The sequence below is a fragment of the Cysteiniphilum sp. QT6929 genome (genome assembly GCF_030035755.1).
Lineage (GTDB): Bacteria > Pseudomonadota > Gammaproteobacteria > Francisellales > Francisellaceae > Caedibacter > Caedibacter litoralis.
On the sequence record NZ_CP103983.1, the window covers coordinates 1,524,036 to 1,544,587 of the forward strand.

Sequence of the window (20,552 nt, forward strand, 5' to 3'; positions counted from 1 at the left end):
CATTTTTTATTAAATTTTCTCTAACCTCCTTGATATCTTTTTGCTATACGCTAGGATTAGGTCTATAGTGATCAGTGATTCTTATAGGTTCATACAACAGAAGGAAGACAACGATGAGAAAAATCACACTACTTGGCATTGTTTCTAGTGCCGCATTATTATCTGCTTGTGCCACATCACCTAAAGCACCGGCACCACAAAGCACAGATGCATCTGTTACAGCAATGTCAGCACCAGCATCAGTCAACTCAACGCAAACTATAAACAATAGCTCATTACCAAGCTCAACAGTTAAACTAAGCGCCAAAGATGGGCGTTTAGTTGCAAAAATTTATACTGACTGGAATGGCGCCAAACAAGGAGATCTAAAACTTCACTGGGTTGCACCTAGCCAATCACACTGCGTAAGCACAACCTTTCCAATCATGAAATATAAAGAAGCCAGTGATTACTCTTGGGCTTACCGCACACTTGAGCATCAAAGTGCTAATGGCGCAATCGCATGCCCAGGCGTATGGAAAGCTGAAGTAGTTTACACACCAAGCAAAGCAGTTGTTGGTCAAGCTGAGCTCAATGTTTCTCAATAGAGCGCGGCAACACCTCAACAGTAACTTTCCTATCCATTAACAGTCTTTAAATGCGGCTAAGACTAAATATTCACTGCACCCTGAGCATCAGTCGAAGTGGGTAGCTTGGGAAAATCGCACTTCATAGAGGCTTCGACTTGCGCTCAGCCAATGCTTACACAATTAAAGTGGGCAAGAATATGGTCATAGCCTTAAATTCTACAAAAAATTCAGTCTAACCTTGCTACTGCTTCTCTCAAAACTTAAGCACAGCGGTGTATTTTCATCTAATTGTTGATGGAAATAATATATATCTTGGACATTTTTCTTTTTGCATTCTCCACTTTCAGTTACTTCAAAAACATAACGATTTAACCCATTGGCAATCCCTTGACCCGTCAGTTTAAGGCTTGCCTCTTTATATGCCCATAACCAATAAAACACGTCTCGCTGCGTACTATCGCCCTTCTTAGCAACAATCAAGTCATACTCGCTCTTTGCGAAATACTGCTTTGCTATCGCTAACACATCGACTTTTTCCTTTTTAGTCTGTACATCAATACCTACACGCTGTCCTTCGGCAATAGCAATGACAACATAATCACGCGTATGACTGATATTAAAATCAAGAATACTATCAACAAGAAATGGTCGGTCATTGCTGGTCTTTGAAAACTGTAGATCAGTAGTAGTAACACCTAAGCATTCACTCAACAACTTATAGCGCAACCATTGCGATGCAATATACTCAACACGCTTACGCTCCAATTTCAAATCGCTGGCATAATCTCTTACTTCAAGTGGTAATATATTAAGCGCTTCCAACGCATTAAAGTTATTTAAATTTAGAACATATATATCAATCATCATTATAGACTTATTGAGCAGATTCATTTTAGCTTCATAGTTAAATTAGAAATTTAAACGTAAACTTGCAGAAATGAAAGCATTTTCATATACTGACAGCACAAATTCCATGATATCGCTCGCAAATCATTTTGCGGTGTTTGCCTGTAAAGTAGTTTGTGATGGGTATATATAAGCGCTAGGAGACTGATATGGCTGTACTAACTATCCGCAATGTACCAGATGATGTGCATCGTGCACTAAAAGCAAAAGCATTAAAGCACGGCAGAAGCACTGAAGCTGAAATTAGAGAAATACTAAAAAATGCTGTTGAGCACCAAAGCCAAGTGAAGCTAGGCAGCCTATTATCCAGCATCCGCAAAGAGGTGGGGGTTATCAAACTTGATACACATCGTGACAAAACACCACCTTCACCACTGGATTTCACATGATACTTGTCGATACTAATGTTATTTCAGAACCATTAAAGCCTCGACCGAATGTAAGCGTTATCAAATGGCTTGATGATCAACTAATCGATGCACTATACCTATCAACCATCAGCATTGCAGAAATTCGATTTGGTATTGCAGCATTACCCTCAGGCAAGAAAAAGACGACACTAGAAGAAAGCCTAGAATCAACCATACTGCCATTGTTTACCAATAGAGTTTTAAGCTTTGATCAGAATGCTGCAAAAATCTATGCACTATCAATGGCAAAAGCACGAAAATGCGGTATCACCGTCGGCATAGCGGACGCCTATATTGCAGCTATTGCCAAAGCAAACTCAATGACCATTGCAACACGTGACACAAATCCATTTGACGCACTTGAGGTACCTTATATTAATCCTTGGGAATGTTAGTATTTAATTAAACGCGACTATTCAACTGCATGCTTGCATTATATAATTGGCATAGTTTACTTAATGGGAGACCCGCCATGAAACAAAAACTCCGCTATATCGCTGATGCTATCTTCTTTCTTGCTTGCATTACCTTTATTGCCACACTTACTTCTATTTTCTATTTCAATAACTTTAGCATTATCGTTAAAGGGCACGTTGTTTACTGGGTTTATGCGGCTCCTTTAGCAATGGTTTTATACACTTTTTTACGCAATCAATTCTTAACAGATAAACCAAATAAAACAAATTCCGAAAATCCGCTTGAACCGACTCAAAAAACGAGCTAACGTAACCCCACACATTGCTTTTCACAAGATTCTAATATGAGAGTATCGCAAACTTTACTTGCCACTGAAAAAGAAACGCCAAAAGACGCTGAATTAATTAGTCATCAGTATATGTTACGCGCCGGCTTAATTCGCAAACTTGCCTCAGGTATTTATCAATGGCTACCTACAGGGATGAAAGTGCTGCAAAAAGTGCAAACAATCGTCCGTGAGGAGATGGATAACGCAGGTGCCTGTGAGATTTTAATGCCTAGCATATTGCCCGCTGAGCTACTGCAAGAAACGCATCGTTGGCAAAAATTTGGTCCTGAGCTTCTAAAAATGCAGGATCGCCATGAACGTGATTTCTGCTATGGACCAACACATGAAGAGCCGATTGTTGACATTGCACGCAAAGAAATTAAAAGCTATAAGCAACTACCACTTAACCTATATCAAATCCAAACAAAGTTCCGCGATGAGATACGTCCACGCTTTGGCGTGATGCGCGCACGTGAATTTATTATGAAAGATGCTTATTCATTCCACAGCAATTATGATTGCTTAGAAGACACCTATCAGAAAATGCATCAAGCATATTGTAATATCCTAACGCGTATGGGGCTTAAATTTCGTGTCGTTAATGCTGATGCTGGCGCCATTGGTGGTAGCAAAACGCATGAGTTTCAGGTACTTGCCGTAGCGGGCGAAGATATTGTTTGCTATAGCAATCAAAGTGATTATGCTGCGAATATTGAAATGGCAGAGTATTTAAAACCAGATCTCGCGGTGCGAAAGTCTCCTTCTCAATCACTTGAAAAGATCGCGACACCTGATTTGAAAACTATTAGTGATATTTGTCAAAAGTTTGACTTGTTACCTGAAAACACGATCAAAACCATTATTATCAAGGATAGTGATAATACACTCTTTGCCTTAGTGCTACGTGGGGATCATGAGTTAAATGAGATCAAAATCGAAAAGTTACCTCAAATCAACGCACCTTTTACTTTTGCCACGGAAGCCGAAATACAACAAGCATTTAATGCCAATATCGGCTCTTTAGGTCCTGTTAACTCACCAATTAAAGTGATTGCTGATTATAGCGCTGTCATGTTACACGACTTTGTATGTGGTGCTAATGAAGATGCTTTTCATTTCTTTGGTGCAAACTGGGATCGCGACATTAAAAGCTATGATGTTGCGGACCTTCGTAATGTGGTTGTCGGCGACATATCTCCTGACGGCAAAGGCACACTTGAGCTTACCAGCGGCATTGAAGTTGGGCATATTTTCCAACTGGGTGACAACTACTCCAAAGCGATGAACGCTAATATTCTAGATGAAAATGGTAAAAAACAAGACCTTATTATGGGCTGCTATGGTTTTGGCGTCACACGCATTATTGCGGCGGCAATCGAGCAATCGCATGATGATAACGGCATTATTTGGCCAAGTGAGATCGCACCGTATGACATCTCGATCATTCCAATGAATATGCACAAATCAACTAAAGTCTTTGAGGTTGCCAATAAACTTTATAATGACCTTAGAGCTGCGGGCTTTGATGTTTTATTTGATGATCGCAAAGAACGCCCTGGTATTATGTTTGCTGATGCAGATTTAATTGGTGCACCACATCAACTTATTATTGGTGAGCGCGGACTAGAGAACGATATCATCGAATACAAATGTCGTAAAACACAACAGAAATCTGAGATTCCTTATACCATTGATGCTGTGTTGCAAAAGGTCTGTGCCAAGCAAACAAGCAAAGCAACATTAAGTCCATGTCACTAGGTTGATGTTTTACCCCATCCTCACTTACAATAACACGCATTAAAAATACTTTAATTATTTGATTTTGTTATGTCAAAAAACCATCCTTTTGCTCAAGACGCACTAAAAACAATCAATCTTGAAATTGAAACACTTGAGCAACTTAAAAAGCATATTGGTGACAGTTTCATCGCAGCTTGTGAGTTAATTCTCAAATGCCAAGGCCGCGTGATTATCATCGGTATGGGCAAATCAGGACACATCGCCTCAAAGATTGCTGCGACTCTTGCCAGCACGGGAACACCTGCATTCTTCGTCCATCCAGCTGAAGCAGGACACGGCGATTTTGGCATGATTACGCGTCAAGATGTAGTCATTGCCATCTCAAACTCTGGCTCAACGCCTGAGTTAACGTCATTAATTCCAATGATCAAACGCCTTGATATCCCACTTATTGCCATATCTAGCAAACCGCAGTCAGCATTGGCGCAAGCTGCGGATATTTCACTGAATCTTGGGGTTGAAAAAGAAGCTTGCCCGCACAATTTAGCACCAACATCAAGCACAACAGCAACATTGGTATTGGGTGATGCCTTAGCGATTGCACTATTAAATGCTAAAAACTTTAGTGCGGAAGATTTCGCCAACTCACACCCAAGTGGTGCTTTGGGTAAACGCTTACTGTTAAAAGTATCTGATCTTATGAAAACAGGTGCATCTCTACCCATTGTTACATCTCAAAGCACATTAGAAGATGCGATTTTAGAGATCAGCTCTAAAGGTCTAGGAATGACACTTATATCTGATGATAACAAGACACTCAATGGCATTTTTACCGATGGTGATTTGCGTAGAATCTTCCAACAATCCCTTTATCAAAAAGGGCTTAACATTGCAGAAGTTATGGGCAAAAGACCAAAGACAATTATCGAAGATGCAATGGCAATGGAAGCATTAAGCCTTATGAATCAATTGAAAATTACCACATTGGCAGTTTTAAATCATCAAAATGAAATTGCTGGTATTATCCACATGCATGATTTAGTGCGCGAGGGTATCGCTTAAGTAGCTAGCTTTAATTACCCCTCACCCGCACAGTCTGCGCTGCACGACCTCTCCCACATGGGGCGAGGTAATCGTTGCTGAAACTTTTTTCATTATGACTAACTTGAAAAATCCAATACAAAAATATCATACTTTTTGATTTTAGCTTTCAGTGTTGCAGGACTTATGCCTAATACTTCAGCGGTATTACTTAGATGAAATCCTGTATACGCCAAAGTTGCCTCAATTAAGCCCCGCTCAATTTCCTCAGTGACTAAACTTAACATAAAGCGCGGTTCATCTTGCGGGTTACGTCTTGCTTCTTCATAGCGCATTTCAGCAATGGCATAAATAAATCTTTCTATATTGCTACTCATGATGAATATCCTTATCTAACTCTTTAATTTTCTTGTACTGTTAAGGATAGAAGTAAATTTAAAGCTTGCATAAAGAGATCTACACTTTAATGCTTACGTTTTCGCTGAAATCACTGTAATCAAATTGCCATGTTTTAATGTCGCATAAACGCACAGCTTTGCTATCATAGCTCGTGTTTGAATTAAAATTAGCGGCTTCACAATGCACTTAGAAAGAAAACAAAATGCCTTTGAACTCCATACAAACTACACTCCCGCAGGAGACCAACCAACCGCAATTGCATCCTTAACTCAAGGTTTAAGAGAAGGCTTAAAACACCAAACATTACTTGGCGTCACCGGCTCAGGGAAAACCTATACAGTAGCTAATGTCATTCAGAATGTTCAGCGCCCTACGTTGATTCTTGCACACAACAAAACACTTGCCGCACAATTATATGCCGAGATGAAACAGTTTTTTCCAAAAAATGCCGTGGAATATTTTGTATCATATTATGATTATTACCAACCAGAAGCTTATGTTGCTGCATCAGACACTTATATCGAAAAAGATTCATCGATTAATGAACATGTTGAACAAATGCGTTTATCTGCCACCAAAGCGATTTTAGAACGCCAAGATGTAATCATTGTTGCCACCGTGTCAGCGATCTACGGCTTGGGTGATCCTGAACAATATATGCAAATGCTACTGCACCTTAAAGTCGGTGAACAAATCGATCAACGCAGTATTTTAAGACGCTTAAGTGACATGCAGTATCACCGCAATGATATGGATTTCTCACGCGGAACCTATCGTGTGCGTGGCGAGGTTATCGATATATTCCCTGCAGACTCAGATAAAGATGCCGTGAGAGTTGAGTTATTTGATGATGAAATCGAAAGCATTAAACTCATCGATCCCCTTACTGGCAAAGTCACTGCAAATACCTATCGCGCGACAATATTCCCAAGTACGCATTATGTCAGCTCAAAAGAACGCCAAAAAACCATGGTTGAGGAAATCAAAGATGAATTACGTGAGCGTGTTGCCTATTTTCAAAAGGAAAACCGCCTAATTGAAGCCCAACGCATTGAGCAGCGCACACTATACGATATTGAAATGATTAATGAATTAGGTTATTGCACAGGCATTGAGAATTATTCACGTCTTTTGTCAGCTCGAGCACCTGGCGAGCCACCACCGACATTACTGGATTATTTACCGCAAAATGCATTTATTGTGATTGATGAGTCGCACGTTACCATCCCGCAATTTGGCGGCATGTATAAAGGAGATCGCTCACGCAAAGAAAACCTTGTTAATTATGGTTTTCGTCTGCCTTCGGCACTGGATAATCGTCCGCTTAAATTCCATGAATTCGAGGCATTAGTTACCCAAGCGATTTATGTCTCAGCCACACCCGCTGATTATGAGAAAGAGCATCAACAAAATGTAGCTGAACAAGTTGTACGCCCAACAGGATTACTTGATCCTTTGGTTGAAGTTAGATCTGTCAGCATCCAAGTGGAAGATGCATTATCTGAGATTAACAAAGCAGTACAAAAAGATGAGCGTATTCTTATCACAACTCTTACAAAGCGTATGGCTGAGGATCTCACAGATTACTTATCTGAACACGGGGTCAATGTCCGTTATCTTCATGCTGATGTTGACACCGTTGAACGTGTTGAGATTATTCGCGATCTACGCATGGGCGTCTTTGATGTATTGGTCGGCATCAATCTATTACGTGAAGGCTTGGATATGCCTGAAGTCAGTACGGTTTTAATCTTTGATGCGGATAAAGAAGGTTTCTTAAGATCCGAGAGATCATTGATCCAGACTATTGGACGTGCAGCAAGGCACATTAATGGTAAAGCTATTTTATACGCCGAGGTAATTACCGGCTCAATGCAGCGCGCGATGGATGAAACATTGCGGCGGCGCAACAAACAACAGCAGTTTAATACTGATTACGGTATTACGCCGACATCCATCAAAAAGAAGGTTGGTGACTTATTAGAATTATCACCTGAATTTAGTAAAAAGGCGGCAAAGAATAATGCTCGTAAAAAGGTGAGAGATATTGCAGTTGATGAGGTTCTCGGTGTTAAAGAAGCCATAATATTGGTTAAAAAACTCGAAAAGTCGATGAAAGAACATGCGCGCAATCTCGAGTTTGAAGAAGCTGGACACGTGCGTGACCAAATCAAAACCATCAAAGAAAAGTATCTATTATAGCCAGTTAATGACTTTATAATTGACTTAAATAGCGTATTTTTTACAAAGATTGAGAAAAAATCTACTTGTCGATGGTTAATATCTCACATTTTCATGCTACAATCTCTGCACTTTAATAGCTACCATGGTGTACGATGCGATTTTTACTATGTTTTGCAACATTCGCGGCAATGCTCTATAACAGCAGCTATGCAGCAGAACGAATAATCACTGAAATGAATATTCCAGCAACGCTATCTTTTATCCCACAAATTGTGCAAGAACATCCGATCATTGCACTGATTATTGCACTTATTGTGGTTGCTTACCTTATTTTACGCATTCGCAGGTTCCTTAGAAGCAAATAGTCCTACCTAGTAGCGTGAATCATTTGCGGTGTTTCATTGCCTAGCAGTTTGCAATGGGTATAAAATCTAAGAATTATCCTTATCTTAGCCGTTATCTACGCCATGATGAAAGAATACTGCCAAAGCATTATGCATGATGTTACTGAGGTTTTTCTTAAGAAAAAACACTCTATCTATAAGACATTGCTCATTTACAGCAAGCGCATCGATAAGCTATTAATAAAATATTTCCCGCAACAAATAGCGCATATTTCCTTGATTGCTATCGGTGGCTATGGTCGTCAGGATCGCGCATTATATTCAGATCTTGATTTATTGTTTTTGGCAGAAAATGATAAGGCTCTAGAAAATCCCGAACTTGTGACATTTATTCAGGAATTACAAAGCTTGCCAATTAAAGTTGGCTATTCAACTCATACCATCAGAAGTGCCCTGCAGCATGCTAATAATGATATAAATTTACTCACTGCCATTTTGGATGCGCGTCTTATCTGTGGTAATAATACCCTTTTTGATCAATTTAAATCATTGGTTAAAAGCAAACAAAATCTCCCTGTTCATCGTGATTTTATTTATAGCAAATATGCTGAGCAAATTGACCGTGATTGCAACTTCCCAATCAACCAACAACCCGATCTTAAAAATACTGTTGGCAATCTGCGCTACTTGCAAAGTGTTCACTGGCTATTGATTTATCTCCACCCTAATGTCAATTTACATTATCTTGTTGAGCATTACTATATTACTACAGACGAGCTAACGAGTTTAAGTAAGGCGCATCGCTTGCTTTCTGCTATTCGCTTTTATTTGCATATCTTGTATCAACGCGAGCAAAATTCACTACTGATTGACAAACAACTTATGATTGCTGAGTTTTTTGGTTTTAAGCATAAAAAACCACATAAAAGCATTGAGCTATTTATGCAGCATTATTACAACAGCATTCGTCACGTTAAACTTATTAACCGCATCATCTTCCATGAATTAATGGCATCTCAAGTAATCAGCAATGATATAGCACTTGGTGATGGTTTTAGTATCCATGGCGGCATTTTAAAGCATACACAGAATAATTACCCTACACATATAAACAATATTTTGATACCTTTTAGATACTTTTGCCAACACCAAGAAGTTAAAGCGCTTGATGCTCAAATCGTTCGCAATACACTGCAACTACTTGCAGCATTAGCTAAGAAAAACTTACTTTCCAACCAAATATTACAGCAACAATTTTTAGCAATTTTCACCTATCCATACAATATCAAAGGTGCGCTAAGTATTATGATGGATTTAGGGATTGTTGAAAAAATTATCCCTGAGTTTGCCATTAGCAAAGGACAGATGCAGTTTGATCTATATCATCAATACACTGTTGATCGCCATACAATTGAGGTTATCAGCAACCTACGCAGCATGCGGACAGCTCATTTTGAACAAGACTTCCCATTAGCTTATCAGGTGATGCTTAAACATCCCGCGCAACGACTATTGTATATTGCCGCATTTTTTCATGATATTGGCAAAGGTTCCGGCGTTGATCATAGTAAATTCGGTGCGCGTCTTGTGCAAAAATATGCTGAAATATGGCGTTTAAAACAAGATGAGATCCATTTGCTGTCATGGTTGGTGAAACATCACTTGGCATTTTCGCGTATGATCAAGAAAGAAGATATCTATGACGGTGTGGTTATCGTGCAATTTGCTGAATTTTGCCAAAGCCAATATTATCTGGATAGCTTGTTCCTTTTGACTATTGCTGATATTAAAGGCACCAACCCCGCATTGTGGACACAGTGGCAACAGACAATGTTTGAGCATCTGTATACACGCACTAGCGAGTTATTGAGCAAATCCGTAAAGCTCACGCTTAAAGAGCAAGTTGGTGAAACGCAAAAGAAAATTCTGACACAGCTAGAATGCACTGATCACAGTATAATCATGTCACTATGGCAGAATCTACCCGCTCGCTACTTTACAGAACAGGCATTAGCTACCTTGGTCTGGCAAAATAATATACTTTGCCAACAGGTGATCAACAACAACCACAGTCTTTCAATCCACACGCATTTTGATCATAGCTTGAATCAAACGCTATTACTGTTTTTAATGACCGATAAGGAAATTAGATTATCATCGCTATGTTATCTACTATATAAAGCCAGCATCAACATCACCGAAGCAAGCTTTTTCAAACTTCCAGATAATCAAATGCTTTATCAATTTAGCATTACTAATTTAAGTTATCAGTCACTGCAAAACGAGCATGAGCTGCTATGGCTAGAGCAGCATTTAGAAACACAATTGACACATCACAAAGTAGATTATTCCCCCACTAAGTTAAATGCCTTGGTAACTGATAAATCAACCATAAAGCGCCTAAAGAAGAATGTGCAAATTTTGAGCCCTCGACATAAAAACTACAGCAAGGTCATTGTTAAATACCCTGATCGACCGGGTCTTCTTGCTGCACTTTGCTATTTTTTTGAAATGCACAATCTTAATATTACGCGCGCGCGAATTCACACCTCTGGATTCTCAATCGAAGATAGTTTTTATATTACAGATAACAATGATCAACCGATCATCAAACAAAGTAAGCGCCAATTACTGGCGCATAAGTTTTTGAAATATCTAAAATCGTTAGATGAGTAATTACTCCATTCCGCCCATGCTCACACAATGATACCCCGCATCGACGTAGACCACTTCACCCGTAATGCCGCTAGCAAGATCAGATGCTAAGAATGCGACGGTATTACCAACTTCAATAATATCAACATTACGCTTAAGCGGCGCTACTTGCGCATTGTAATCAAGCATTTTTCTGAAGCTCTTAATGCCCGATGCCGCCAATGTGCGAATTGGGCCCGCTGACACAGCATTAGCACGAATGCCTTCAGCACCCAAAGACAATGCCGTATAACGCACGGTTGCCTCAAGCGATGCTTTAGCAATTCCCATTGTGTTATAACTTGGCATCGCGCGCTCAGCACCAAGATAAGTTAGCGTCACTAAAGAGCCATTACGATTTTGCATCATGCTACGTCCTGCCTTTGCTAATGCCGCAAAACTGTAAGCACTAATATCATGCGCCACTTTGAAGCCTTCACGATTAACCGCTGAAATAAAATCACCCTCAAGCTGATCAGCCGGAGCATAAGCCACTGAGTGGATAATACTATCTAAGCCATCCCACTTTTTACCAAGCTCAACAAACACATTATCGATCTGCTCATCATTGGTAACATCACACTCTATAAGTGCAGCAGGATTATAGTGTGCAGTCAGCTTCTCAATACGCTCTTTAAAACGCTCATTTTGATAAGTAAATGCAAGCTCAGCACCCTCGCGATGCATAGCTTCAGCAACACCGTAGGCAATCGACTTATTACTTAAAAGACCGACGATTAAAACTTTTTTACCTGTTAAAAAACCCATCATGTTTCCTTTTGTTTTAATGATATGCTCAATTGCGGCTTATTATGCAATAATTTCTTAAATTACGCAGCACCTAACATAGCATACTTATGCGTTTGTGTTACCATATTGCGCTATCATCATGGAATACGATAATAAAAAATGAATAAAACAAGAAAAACCGTTCACCCACGTTCGCATACTGATGCAACGACTTATGGCAATGTCCACTTTGACCAATCACGTGCTACTTGGAATATTTTCAAAGTCATGTCAGAACTTGTCGAAGGTTATGAACGCCTGGATGATATTCAACCCGCGGTGAGTATCTTTGGCTCAGCCCGCCTGCCAAGCACCTCGCCACACTTTAAAGATGCCGAGGAAATTGCGCGCAGATTATCCAATGAAGGCTTTAGCATCATTACTGGTGGCGGTCATGGCATTATGGCAGCAGGCAATATTGGCGCATCAAAAGGCGATGGCTTAAGTATTGGTTTAAATATTCACTTACCTTTTGAACAAGTGCCAAACCAACATCAAGATATCTCTTTACACTATCGTTATTTTTTCACACGTAAAGCGATGTTTGTTAAACACTCAATGGCATATATCGGTATGCCTGGCGGCTTTGGCACATTGGACGAGCTTTTTGATATTGCCACTTTAGTGCAAACTAAGAAAAAGCGTCATATGCCTATCATTCTATTTAACACCAGTTTCTGGGGTGGATTGGTTGAGTGGATTAAGACAAAGCTTGTTGCTGAGGGTGTTATTAGCGAGGGCGACACTGAGCTTTTGATCATGACTGACTCAATTGACGAAGTTGTTGAGATTATCAGCGAACATCACCAGCATAACCAACGCAAAGATATTGACAAAAAACCTGAGTTTATTTTTTAAAATTCAAATAGCATGAGGGAATCACCATGGATTATTTCCACCAAGCCGTGATCAATCTGTATCAAAACATTTATTACGTTATCAGTGCATTCACTGTGATCGTGCATCTTGTTTGCACGTTAGCAGTCATTCGTGATTTAAATAATTTCACCAAGCATAATGTCACCCCACAAATGATGCCTAACTTTGCTTGGGTTGTTACCGTTCTTATTACTGGTGTTTGGGGCTTATTTATTTACTGGATTATGCATCACTCAAGCCTTTCACGACGCTAATGACAATATTTCAAAATCAATTCCGCCAGCTCATCTGCCTTCTCTCTTGGCAACATATGTCCTGCACCATGTATCATTTCAAGTTTTGCATTAGGTAATAGATCACAAATCTCACGTGATAATGACATTGGTGTCAGAATATCCTCGTCACTGACAACGACTACAACAGGATGCGTAATAAGGGCGAGATCCTTTGTCATATCAAAGCTTTCAACCGCATTGATCTGTGCATGTAGCGCTAACTTAGACTGCGGCACTGCTTGGTGTGTAAGATAATGAATCTCCTCATCAAGACACCCTTTGTTGTTTAGTAAACTTTCAGAGTAAATCCATGGTAAGACAATCTTTTCAATTAATGATAAAGGTGCGCCCAATGCAATCACTTCCTCAACTGACTCAACATGCATACGCGCAATGATTGGCAAGCGCGCCAATGAACAAACGAGCATTGCCATATCAATAACCTCTGGTGCTATTTTTAACATCATCTGTAAAATAGCACCACCCATAGAGTGCCCCACGATATGCGCTTTAGTAATACCCAAATACTTAAGTAATGACAGAGTATCTGCTGCCATATCCTCAATACTAAATTGCTTGATGGTTTGCGTGGATCGTCCAACCCCTCGATTATCAAACACTGTTACTCGATAGTGTTGCGATAATATTGGTACAATTTTTTGCCAAAAGCTCACATCAGCCGACAGTCCCGCGATCAACACCAAATCAGCTCCTTTACCGTGCTGCTCAAAATAGATCGCTACATCATTTTGTTGAAAAACTGCCATCACTTATCCTTAAGCTTATCCTGCAATACCACTGACTCCGACTGTAGCAGAGAAGATTCAAAGTTCAAGATCCAAAAAAATCAACGGCTAAAAACACTAACTCACAGATGGAGACTACGTGTACAATCATCAACTGTTAGAAACATGCAAAGGACGTAAGATGCAACATAATACTGAATTTCTCAAACTGGTTAATGATGCCAAAACACGCATCAAAGAGTGCGATGTTTTCCACATTAAACATATGCTTGACAATAACACATTAGATGGTCTTCTTATTGATGTCCGTGAAGAGTCTGAATTTGCGCACTCGCACTTGCCTAGCGCCAATCATTTAAGCCGCGGCATTATTGAAGTTAAAATTGAACAACTCATTCCTAACAAAAATCAAAAGATGTACTTATATTGCGGTGGTGGTTTTCGCTCAGCATTAAGTGCTGACAACCTACAAAAAATGGGTTATGACAATGTCATATCAGTGGATGGTGGTTTTCGCGCATGGGTTGGCAATAGCTTCCCATTAAGTGTTGAGGATTAGTGATGTTTCGTATTGGTCACGGCTATGATGTGCATCGCATTAGTAGCGAAGATAAGCCATTAATGCTTGGCGGCATTGAGGTTGATGCACCTTTTTCACTTCAAGCGCACTCCGATGGTGATGTCATTTTACATGCCATTACCGACGCAATCCTTGGTGCTGGTGCTTTAGGTGATATTGGTCAGCATTTCCCTGATACTGACCCCAAACATAAAAATCAAGCAAGTAAAGATTTTTTAGTGCATGCGCAACACGGCATCCAAGCACAAGGTTATGACATTGCCAATATTGATGTCACTGTTGTTGCTCAGGTGCCAAAGCTTGCCCCTTATATTCTTGAAATGCGTCAATGTATTGCAACGCTGTTGCAGCTTACGTTAAATCAAGTTAACATCAAGGCAACTACGACTGAAAAACTTGGGTTTACCGGCAGAAAAGAAGGTATCGCCTGCCATGCGGTTACCCTTATTTATCAACAATAGGAGCAAATATGCTTATTTCATTAATTTTAGGTGTTATCGCCGCTTTTATCATCGGGCTTGTGATTGGCTTAAGCGTGCGTAAAAGTAGCAAAAATCTAAGCACTGAATTAGATGAAACCAAAAAACTACTGACTCATTACCAGAACACCATCAATGAACATGTGCATAAAACACATGAGATTATGGAAAACATTTACCAACAATTTTCTGAGCTGCAAAAGCATTCGCAAGAATACAGTGTTAAGCTTAATCTTGACCCATCAAGACAGTCTTTATTGCAGCCCAAAGCCTATCGCGATAAAGAAAAAACCCATCAGTTAAACAATGAGCCACAATACCCCAAAGACTATGCTGCTGAAGGTGAAGAAAAACAATGAGTCAACCGATTGGCGCCCTCAAAACCTATCACGAAGACTTCTTAGTTGAAGAAATCTTTGATTTTGATTTAACCGGTAAAGGTGAGCATATTTGGCTATTTATCGAAAAAAATGGTTTAAATACCAAGGATATTATTCGTGCATTATCTCAATACACCGGCCTTAAGCAGCGCGATATCGGCTACAGTGGTTTGAAAGATAAACACGCAATTACCCGCCAGTGGTTCTCGCTATATTATCCGGGAAAAGCTGATATCGATTTTAGTGATTTTGATGTGGAAAATTGCAACATCCTACGCATCAGTCGCCACAATAAAAAGCTTAAGATTAGCAGCCACAAAGCCAATCGCTTTACCCTTGTGTTGCGTGATTTAACACTACCCTTTGCAGAAATAGAGCCCAAGATTAAACATATTATGAAAAATGGCTTTATTAACCTTTTTGGTGAGCAGCGTTTTGGTCATGATAATCTACAACAAGCGCATGATGTTATTGACGGTAAAATCAAGCTTAACCCAAAAGATCATGGCTTTGTATTATCGGTTATGCGCAGCTTTTTATTCAACGCTTATGTTCAGTTTCGCCAACAAAACCACACAGATCAAATAGCGTTAATCGGTGATATTATCGGCTTTAGTGATGGCAATAGCGTCTTTCAAGTCACTGCCGAGAATCAAGGCGAAATCCAACAGCGGATTGAGTCCAAAGCGTTAAGCATTGCCGCGCCATTGATTGGTAAACAGCAAAAGTTATTCTTCAGTAATGAGGCATTGAACCAATATGAACAGTTTACGCAAACTCATGGCAAGTTTATTGAGTATTTAACAACGCATTGCGAGATGCAATTTCGCAGCATCTATGCATATCCCGATGATCTTAAGTATGATTATAGCGAATCAGAAAACACCTTAACTCTGAGCTTTAGCCTAGGTACAGGCGCATACGCAACTTCATTAGTTCAAGCATTATCCGCATAAAAGGAATATTATCATGGCTGAACACCATTCGATTGCAATTATAGGTGGTGGTATCTCAGGGGTAAGCTTTGCACACTTTGCAGCGCTTAAAGGATATAAAAGTATCATCCTTGAGCAAAATGACAAACTCGGCGGCTGTATTGAAACTTATCACAGCCCTAAAACACGTGATTTCTGGCTTGAACTCGGCACACATACCATTTATAACTCTTACCAGCATTTGATTAGCTTTTGTCGTGATAACGAATTATTAAACCAGTTGCAAAAACGTGAAAAACACCCCTTTAAACTACTAACAACACAACATCAAATTGCCAGTGTTGTAAGTAAACTTAACCCAATTCGCGCAGGTCTTGGCTTGCCGCTATTTAAATTTAGTCAGGCTAATGATCGCACTGTTGAAGAATATTTCAGCTTTATCTTTGGATCTCAAAATTACCAGAAAACACTACGTTATTGCTTTGATGCCGTACTTTGTCAAGATAGCCAACACTTTCCGGCTGACTTTCTTTTTAAAACACGCGCCAAAGATAAACGTTTACCACGAAGCTTTACTTTTGAGCATGGCATGTCAAGTTTGTTTACAGACACAGACAATCCAAATACAAAGATCAATCTCAACACTCAAGCGATCAGCGTTGAGCAGCAAAACCAACAATGGCATATCACCACAAATAATGGTGTATTCACAGCCGATAAGCTGGTTTTAGCGACACCATGGCATGTTTGCTATCGCTTGCTTGCACAAGTTAATCACCCACTTATTCATCTTCAGCATCAACCTGAGATTTCTAAACTCATAACAATCGCTTTAGTTTTTGATAAAGACAAGATCAAACATATCAAACCAATCAATGGCTTAATTGGTGTAAATCAAGACTTCTTTTCGATGGTGACGCGCGACACAGTAACGCATGAGAAATATCGTGGCATGACAGTGCATTTTAAAAACACAAACATCCCTTACCAACAATTAGTTAATGGGTTTTTATCGAAACTTAACATTGCTAAAGATGCATTGATTGATCTAAAACATAAAAACAATAGCGTGCCATGTTATCAATCACAGCACCAACAGTTTATTGACGGGATTAATAGTGAGCTAAGCAAAGATAACAGTTTAGCATTAACGGGTAATTACTTTACGCGCTTAGCCGTTGAGGACTGTGTCAAACGCTCTTTTGAAGAGGCAAAGAGAATTCTTGATTAAATACGCTCTATTTTAAGACATATTTTTAAGTGCTTTAACCCACGGATAACGTGTGCCAAATGCACACGGTCTTTGACTTCAATCATCGTCTGCACAATGCCGTATTGCGCATCCGACTCCAGAATATTGAAACTTAAAATTTGTGCATCATGGCGCGAGATATTGGCAGTAACTTTGGCAATCGCACCTTGTACATTCTGCAAACTCACACGCAGCTTCACCGGATAATAGCCCGTACAGTCTTTTGCCCATTGTGTCTCAATAATTTCATGTGTTTTTTTAAGTTTTAATAACTCATTACATTTAATGCGATGAATCATTAATCCTTTATCAGAGATCAATACACCAATAATTGGATCATCAGGAATTGGCGTACAACAGCCTGCTAATTGGCGCAGATAACTATCATCAATCAGCAATTTGCGTTGTGAGTCATAACCATCACTTTCAAGCTGCTGTTTTTGCTCAACAAAACGCACAAACGTATTTGCTGAGAAATGTGCTTGCCCAATGGCTGCATGTAACTCGGCAATACCTGGGAAATTAAACTCAACTAACGCTTCTTGTAACAATTCCGCTGAAATAGTCGAAAAATCCATATGGTTTTTAAGTAGTGCTTGTGTCAAAATCTGCTGCCCAATATGCACAAATTCTTCATGCTCATGTCGTTTTAAAGCATGCTTTATCGCGTGTTTTGCTCGCGCTGTTTTAATAAACTCAAGCCATGCGGGATTTGGGTGGGCATTAGGCGAGGTAATGATCTCAACGGTATCACCATGGGTTAATACATAACTTAGTGGCGTGATTCTGCGATTGACCTTAGCCGCAATGCAGTGATTACCGATATCGGTATGAATGTGATAAGCAAAGTCAACGCAGGTCGCGCTTTTGGGAAGTTCAATAATCTCACCATTTGGCGTGAACACATAAACCTCATCAGGGAATAAATCAAGCTTAACACTTTCCACAAAGTCCGTTGATTTAGTGACGTTTTGCTGCAAATCAGACAGTTTCTCTAGCCACTTTTGGGCATTATCATGGCTTAATGATTTCGCCTTATAAATCCAATGTGCGGCAACCCCTTTCTCTGCGGTATCATCCATCATTTTGGTTTTTATCTGCACTTCGATCGGCACACCATAAGGACCAAAAACGGTGGTATGCAATGACTGATAACCATTAGCTTTTGGTGTGGCAATATAGTCTTTAAAGCGCCCAGGAATCGGTCGAAAAATTTCATGAATTGCGCCTAGGATCATATAACACTCACGTCGTGTTGGTGCGATCACTTTGTAAGCATAGATGTCCATAATTTCAGAGAATGACATCTCTTTATCACGCATTTTGCGATAAATACTATACAAACGTTTCTTGCGTCCAGAAACAAGCTGCTCACTTTCTAACAGCTCAGCTAAATGATGCTGTAATCTCTCCATAATCTTACGAAACAAGCGATCACGATGCTTTTGCGCGTGTAATACTTTTGTTTTAAGCGTCTTATAGCGATAAGGATACATTGCCTCAAAGGCTAGCTCTTCAAATGAATTTTTAATGTGATGCATTCCCAATCTATGCGCAATCGGGGCATAAATCTCCAAAGTCTCTAATGCAATTCGTCGACGCTTATCCGGGCGAAGTGGCGCAAGGGTAGTCATATTATGCAACCGATCAGCAAGTTTGATCAAAATAACACGAATATCCTGCACCATTGCCAAAACCATTTTACGGAAATTCTCGGCTTGCAGTTCTGCCTTTGAATGAGTTTCTATCTTACTTAACTTGGTAACACCTTCAACCAATTGTGCTGTTTTCTCACCATAGCGTTTGGCAATAATCTCTGATGAAACGTCAGTATCTTCAATCGTGTCATGCAACAGGGCGGCAATCACCGTTTCACAATCAAGGCGCATGCCTGCCAATACGCAAGCAACTGCTACCGGATGGGTAAAATAAGGCTCGCCAGAGCTTCTAACCTGCAGCTCATGCGCATCAGCACCAAATAAAAAAGCATCTGCTACTAGCGCACGCTGCTCATCATTTAGGTAACTGTGAATAATTTTATTTAACTTATAAAATAAAAACATCTAGCATAAGTGCTTCTTAATAATTTTTTCAGTATAACGATAAATTACCTAAAGCCCTACTGCTGCTGTGGCAAAACTGGTCAATTTCAATTTAAATGCATAAAATTCTGGTAAAACTTATTTATTTGTTTAGAATTACCCAGTTTTTAGATGCATATAAATATTTTAAGTCTATACTTTTTGCAAGGACTAAAAGCATTTTAAGCTTGGGGTTGTGCATTTGCTTTGCAAAGGGTTGGTATAGGTTTAATCAGCTTTGGAAGATAAAGCTATATAATAAGGAGTAACTTTAACATGTTAATTTTAACAAGAAAAATTGGCGAGACTGTCATGATTGGGGACGAAGTAACAGTCACTGTTTTAGGCGTCAAAGGAAATCAAGTTCGTCTAGGCATAAACGCACCTAAAGAGGTGTCAGTACATCGTGAAGAGATTTTTGTGCGCATTAAAGGTGAGCACTCATTAGGTGATATGGAATAACATACCACCATAAGCACAACGCATATTGAGCAACAAGCTATTATCAAAAGTTGATTTATATCATTTGCTTAAGATAGCAGTCTGACTCATTCTATTATCCCCGCCCTTATAATGGTTCACAAACAATATACATCTGTACTCCACAATTCAGCCGTAAATCTTTTGCAGCACTTATGCTTTATAGCTACACTGATGAAGTACCATCAAAAGAAGGAGCGAGTTATGCAAAAGAAACTTTATATTGTTGCTGCAAGTGTATTACTGTTAGCCGGTTGCGCGCAATTTGCGAGTCAAAACAAAGAACCCGTTGTTATCGCATCAACACCGGCAGGACCTGTTATTAAAGATAAAGCCGCTGTAGCCGCAAACGATACAGCACCAGCTAACAAGGTATCCACCGCGGATGACACAGCCAAAGTCATTGAAGCAGTCGGCGCACCTGAAACAAAAGCTCAAGAAATTTCAGCAGTTGCTAACGTTGTAGATAATGATAAGCCCGTCACTTATAAAGTCGAGATTGGCGATAGCTTATATAGTATTGCACGCAAGAATAATATCAGTATGGCCTGTCTTTCTAAAGCCAATAAAATAACAGATCCTAACCGCTTAGCAGCAGGACAAACCCTCATCATTCCAAAGCCTGCTGACTGCTAAAAACTCCC

Annotated in this window: 22 protein-coding genes and 1 pseudogene; 18 read left to right on the forward strand and 5 right to left on the reverse strand. The window is 39.7% G+C overall.

Translation table 11 applies throughout. From position 1 onward, the window contains the following. The first annotated feature begins 113 nt into the window (after nt 1–113). Nucleotides 114–587 (forward strand): TUL4 family lipoprotein, encoded by a 474-nt coding sequence (locus NYP54_RS06595; protein WP_283155844.1) that lies wholly within the window; start codon nt 114–116, stop codon nt 585–587. Nucleotides 588–785: 198 nt separating this feature from the next. On the opposite strand, the gene NYP54_RS06600 is transcribed toward NYP54_RS06595, so the two are convergent. Then, complete coding sequence (locus NYP54_RS06600) at nt 786–1,436, reverse strand: 4'-phosphopantetheinyl transferase superfamily protein (protein WP_283155845.1); 651 nt, start codon at nt 1,434–1,436, stop codon at nt 786–788. A 188-nt stretch (nt 1,437–1,624) separates the two neighbouring features. On the opposite strand from NYP54_RS06600, the gene NYP54_RS06605 reads away from it, so the two are divergent. The 5 genes from NYP54_RS06605 to NYP54_RS06625 all read left to right on the forward strand — a co-directional run bounded on the left by NYP54_RS06605 (nt 1,625) and on the right by NYP54_RS06625 (nt 5,432). Then, nucleotides 1,625–1,864 carry an antitoxin gene (locus tag NYP54_RS06605; RefSeq protein WP_283155846.1) on the forward strand — a complete coding sequence of 80 codons (240 nt, stop codon included), beginning with the start codon at nt 1,625–1,627 and terminating at the stop codon, nt 1,862–1,864. Beyond that, entirely contained in the window at nt 1,861–2,280 is a 420-nt protein-coding gene (locus NYP54_RS06610; RefSeq protein WP_283155847.1) for a type II toxin-antitoxin system VapC family toxin, read from the forward strand. Before NYP54_RS06605 ends, NYP54_RS06610 begins: the two co-directional genes overlap by 4 nt. A gap of 77 nt (nt 2,281–2,357) precedes the next feature. Then, entirely contained in the window at nt 2,358–2,609 is a 252-nt protein-coding gene (locus tag NYP54_RS06615; RefSeq protein WP_117001514.1) for a hypothetical protein, read from the forward strand. A gap of 36 nt (nt 2,610–2,645) precedes the next feature. After that, nucleotides 2,646–4,388 (forward strand): proline--tRNA ligase, encoded by a 1,743-nt coding sequence (locus tag NYP54_RS06620; RefSeq protein ID WP_283155848.1) that lies wholly within the window; start codon nt 2,646–2,648, stop codon nt 4,386–4,388. A gap of 69 nt (nt 4,389–4,457) precedes the next feature. After that, nucleotides 4,458–5,432, forward strand: coding sequence for a KpsF/GutQ family sugar-phosphate isomerase (locus NYP54_RS06625; RefSeq protein WP_283155849.1), 975 nt, complete (start codon nt 4,458–4,460; stop codon nt 5,430–5,432). A gap of 98 nt (nt 5,433–5,530) precedes the next feature. Here NYP54_RS06625 and NYP54_RS06630 read toward each other — a convergent pair whose 3' ends face one another. Further along, entirely contained in the window at nt 5,531–5,788 is a 258-nt protein-coding gene (locus NYP54_RS06630; RefSeq protein ID WP_117001517.1) for a helix-turn-helix domain-containing protein, read from the reverse strand. Nucleotides 5,789–5,990: 202 nt separating this feature from the next. Here NYP54_RS06630 and uvrB point away from each other — a divergent pair, with 202 nt between their 5' ends. The 3 genes from uvrB (at nt 5,991) to NYP54_RS06645 (ending at nt 11,014) form a co-directional block, all read left to right on the forward strand. Continuing rightward, nucleotides 5,991–8,012 (forward strand): excinuclease ABC subunit UvrB, encoded by a 2,022-nt coding sequence (gene uvrB, locus NYP54_RS06635; protein WP_283155850.1) that lies wholly within the window; start codon nt 5,991–5,993, stop codon nt 8,010–8,012. A gap of 134 nt (nt 8,013–8,146) precedes the next feature. Then, nucleotides 8,147–8,359 (forward strand): hypothetical protein, encoded by a 213-nt coding sequence (locus NYP54_RS06640; protein WP_117001519.1) that lies wholly within the window; start codon nt 8,147–8,149, stop codon nt 8,357–8,359. 102 nt (nt 8,360–8,461) lie between these two features. Further along, nucleotides 8,462–11,014, forward strand: coding sequence for an HD domain-containing protein (locus NYP54_RS06645; protein WP_283155851.1), 2,553 nt, complete (start codon nt 8,462–8,464; stop codon nt 11,012–11,014). Here the strand turns inward: NYP54_RS06645 and NYP54_RS06650 are convergent, their stop codons facing one another. After that, the gene (locus NYP54_RS06650) at nt 11,015–11,800 is read right to left on the reverse strand and encodes an enoyl-ACP reductase (protein ID WP_117001521.1); all 786 of its coding nucleotides are present in this window, start codon (nt 11,798–11,800) and stop codon (nt 11,015–11,017) included. It lies immediately after the preceding gene. Nucleotides 11,801–11,941: 141 nt separating this feature from the next. Here NYP54_RS06650 and NYP54_RS06655 point away from each other — a divergent pair, with 141 nt between their 5' ends. After that, a complete protein-coding gene (locus NYP54_RS06655) occupies nt 11,942–12,679 on the forward strand; it encodes a TIGR00730 family Rossman fold protein (RefSeq protein ID WP_224728213.1) in 738 nt (245 codons plus the stop codon). A gap of 26 nt (nt 12,680–12,705) precedes the next feature. After that, nucleotides 12,706–12,954 carry a hypothetical protein gene (locus NYP54_RS06660; RefSeq protein ID WP_117001522.1) on the forward strand — a complete coding sequence of 83 codons (249 nt, stop codon included), beginning with the start codon at nt 12,706–12,708 and terminating at the stop codon, nt 12,952–12,954. On the opposite strand, the gene NYP54_RS06665 is transcribed toward NYP54_RS06660, so the two are convergent. Continuing rightward, complete coding sequence (locus NYP54_RS06665; protein ID WP_283155852.1) at nt 12,951–13,742, reverse strand: alpha/beta hydrolase; 792 nt, start codon at nt 13,740–13,742, stop codon at nt 12,951–12,953. The two genes, NYP54_RS06660 and NYP54_RS06665, sit on opposite strands and share 4 nt — an antisense overlap. A 160-nt stretch (nt 13,743–13,902) precedes the next feature. Between NYP54_RS06665 and NYP54_RS06670 the strand changes: the two are divergent. The 5 genes and pseudogenes from NYP54_RS06670 to NYP54_RS06690 all read left to right on the forward strand — a co-directional run. Further along, a pseudogene (locus NYP54_RS06670) lies at nt 13,903–14,244 on the forward strand (rhodanese-like domain-containing protein); the annotation flags it as partial. Between the two features lie 35 nt (nt 14,245–14,279). After that, a complete protein-coding gene (gene ispF, locus NYP54_RS06675; RefSeq protein WP_283155854.1) occupies nt 14,280–14,762 on the forward strand; it encodes a 2-C-methyl-D-erythritol 2,4-cyclodiphosphate synthase in 483 nt (160 codons plus the stop codon). Between the two features lie 8 nt (nt 14,763–14,770). Further along, on the forward strand, nt 14,771–15,139 hold the full coding sequence (locus tag NYP54_RS06680) for a DUF1043 family protein (protein WP_283155855.1): 369 nt from the start codon (nt 14,771–14,773) through the stop codon (nt 15,137–15,139). Further along, nucleotides 15,136–16,116, forward strand: a complete 981-nt coding sequence (locus NYP54_RS06685) for a tRNA pseudouridine(13) synthase TruD (protein ID WP_283155856.1) — start codon at nt 15,136–15,138, stop codon at nt 16,114–16,116. Before NYP54_RS06680 ends, NYP54_RS06685 begins: the two co-directional genes overlap by 4 nt. A gap of 13 nt (nt 16,117–16,129) precedes the next feature. Then, nucleotides 16,130–17,326 carry an NAD(P)-binding protein gene (locus NYP54_RS06690; protein ID WP_283155857.1) on the forward strand — a complete coding sequence of 399 codons (1,197 nt, stop codon included), beginning with the start codon at nt 16,130–16,132 and terminating at the stop codon, nt 17,324–17,326. Here NYP54_RS06690 and NYP54_RS06695 read toward each other — a convergent pair. Then, nucleotides 17,323–19,410: a bifunctional (p)ppGpp synthetase/guanosine-3',5'-bis(diphosphate) 3'-pyrophosphohydrolase gene (locus NYP54_RS06695; RefSeq protein WP_283155858.1), complete on the reverse strand. Its 2,088-nt coding sequence runs from the start codon at nt 19,408–19,410 to the stop codon at nt 17,323–17,325. The two genes, NYP54_RS06690 and NYP54_RS06695, sit on opposite strands and share 4 nt — an antisense overlap. Nucleotides 19,411–19,704: 294 nt before the next feature. On the opposite strand from NYP54_RS06695, the gene csrA reads away from it, so the two are divergent. Then, nucleotides 19,705–19,890, forward strand: a complete 186-nt coding sequence (csrA, locus tag NYP54_RS06700; protein ID WP_117001530.1) for a carbon storage regulator CsrA — start codon at nt 19,705–19,707, stop codon at nt 19,888–19,890. A gap of 222 nt (nt 19,891–20,112) precedes the next feature. Further along, nucleotides 20,113–20,544 (forward strand): LysM peptidoglycan-binding domain-containing protein, encoded by a 432-nt coding sequence (locus tag NYP54_RS06705; RefSeq protein WP_157968167.1) that lies wholly within the window; start codon nt 20,113–20,115, stop codon nt 20,542–20,544. Nucleotides 20,545–20,552 lie beyond the last annotated feature (8 nt).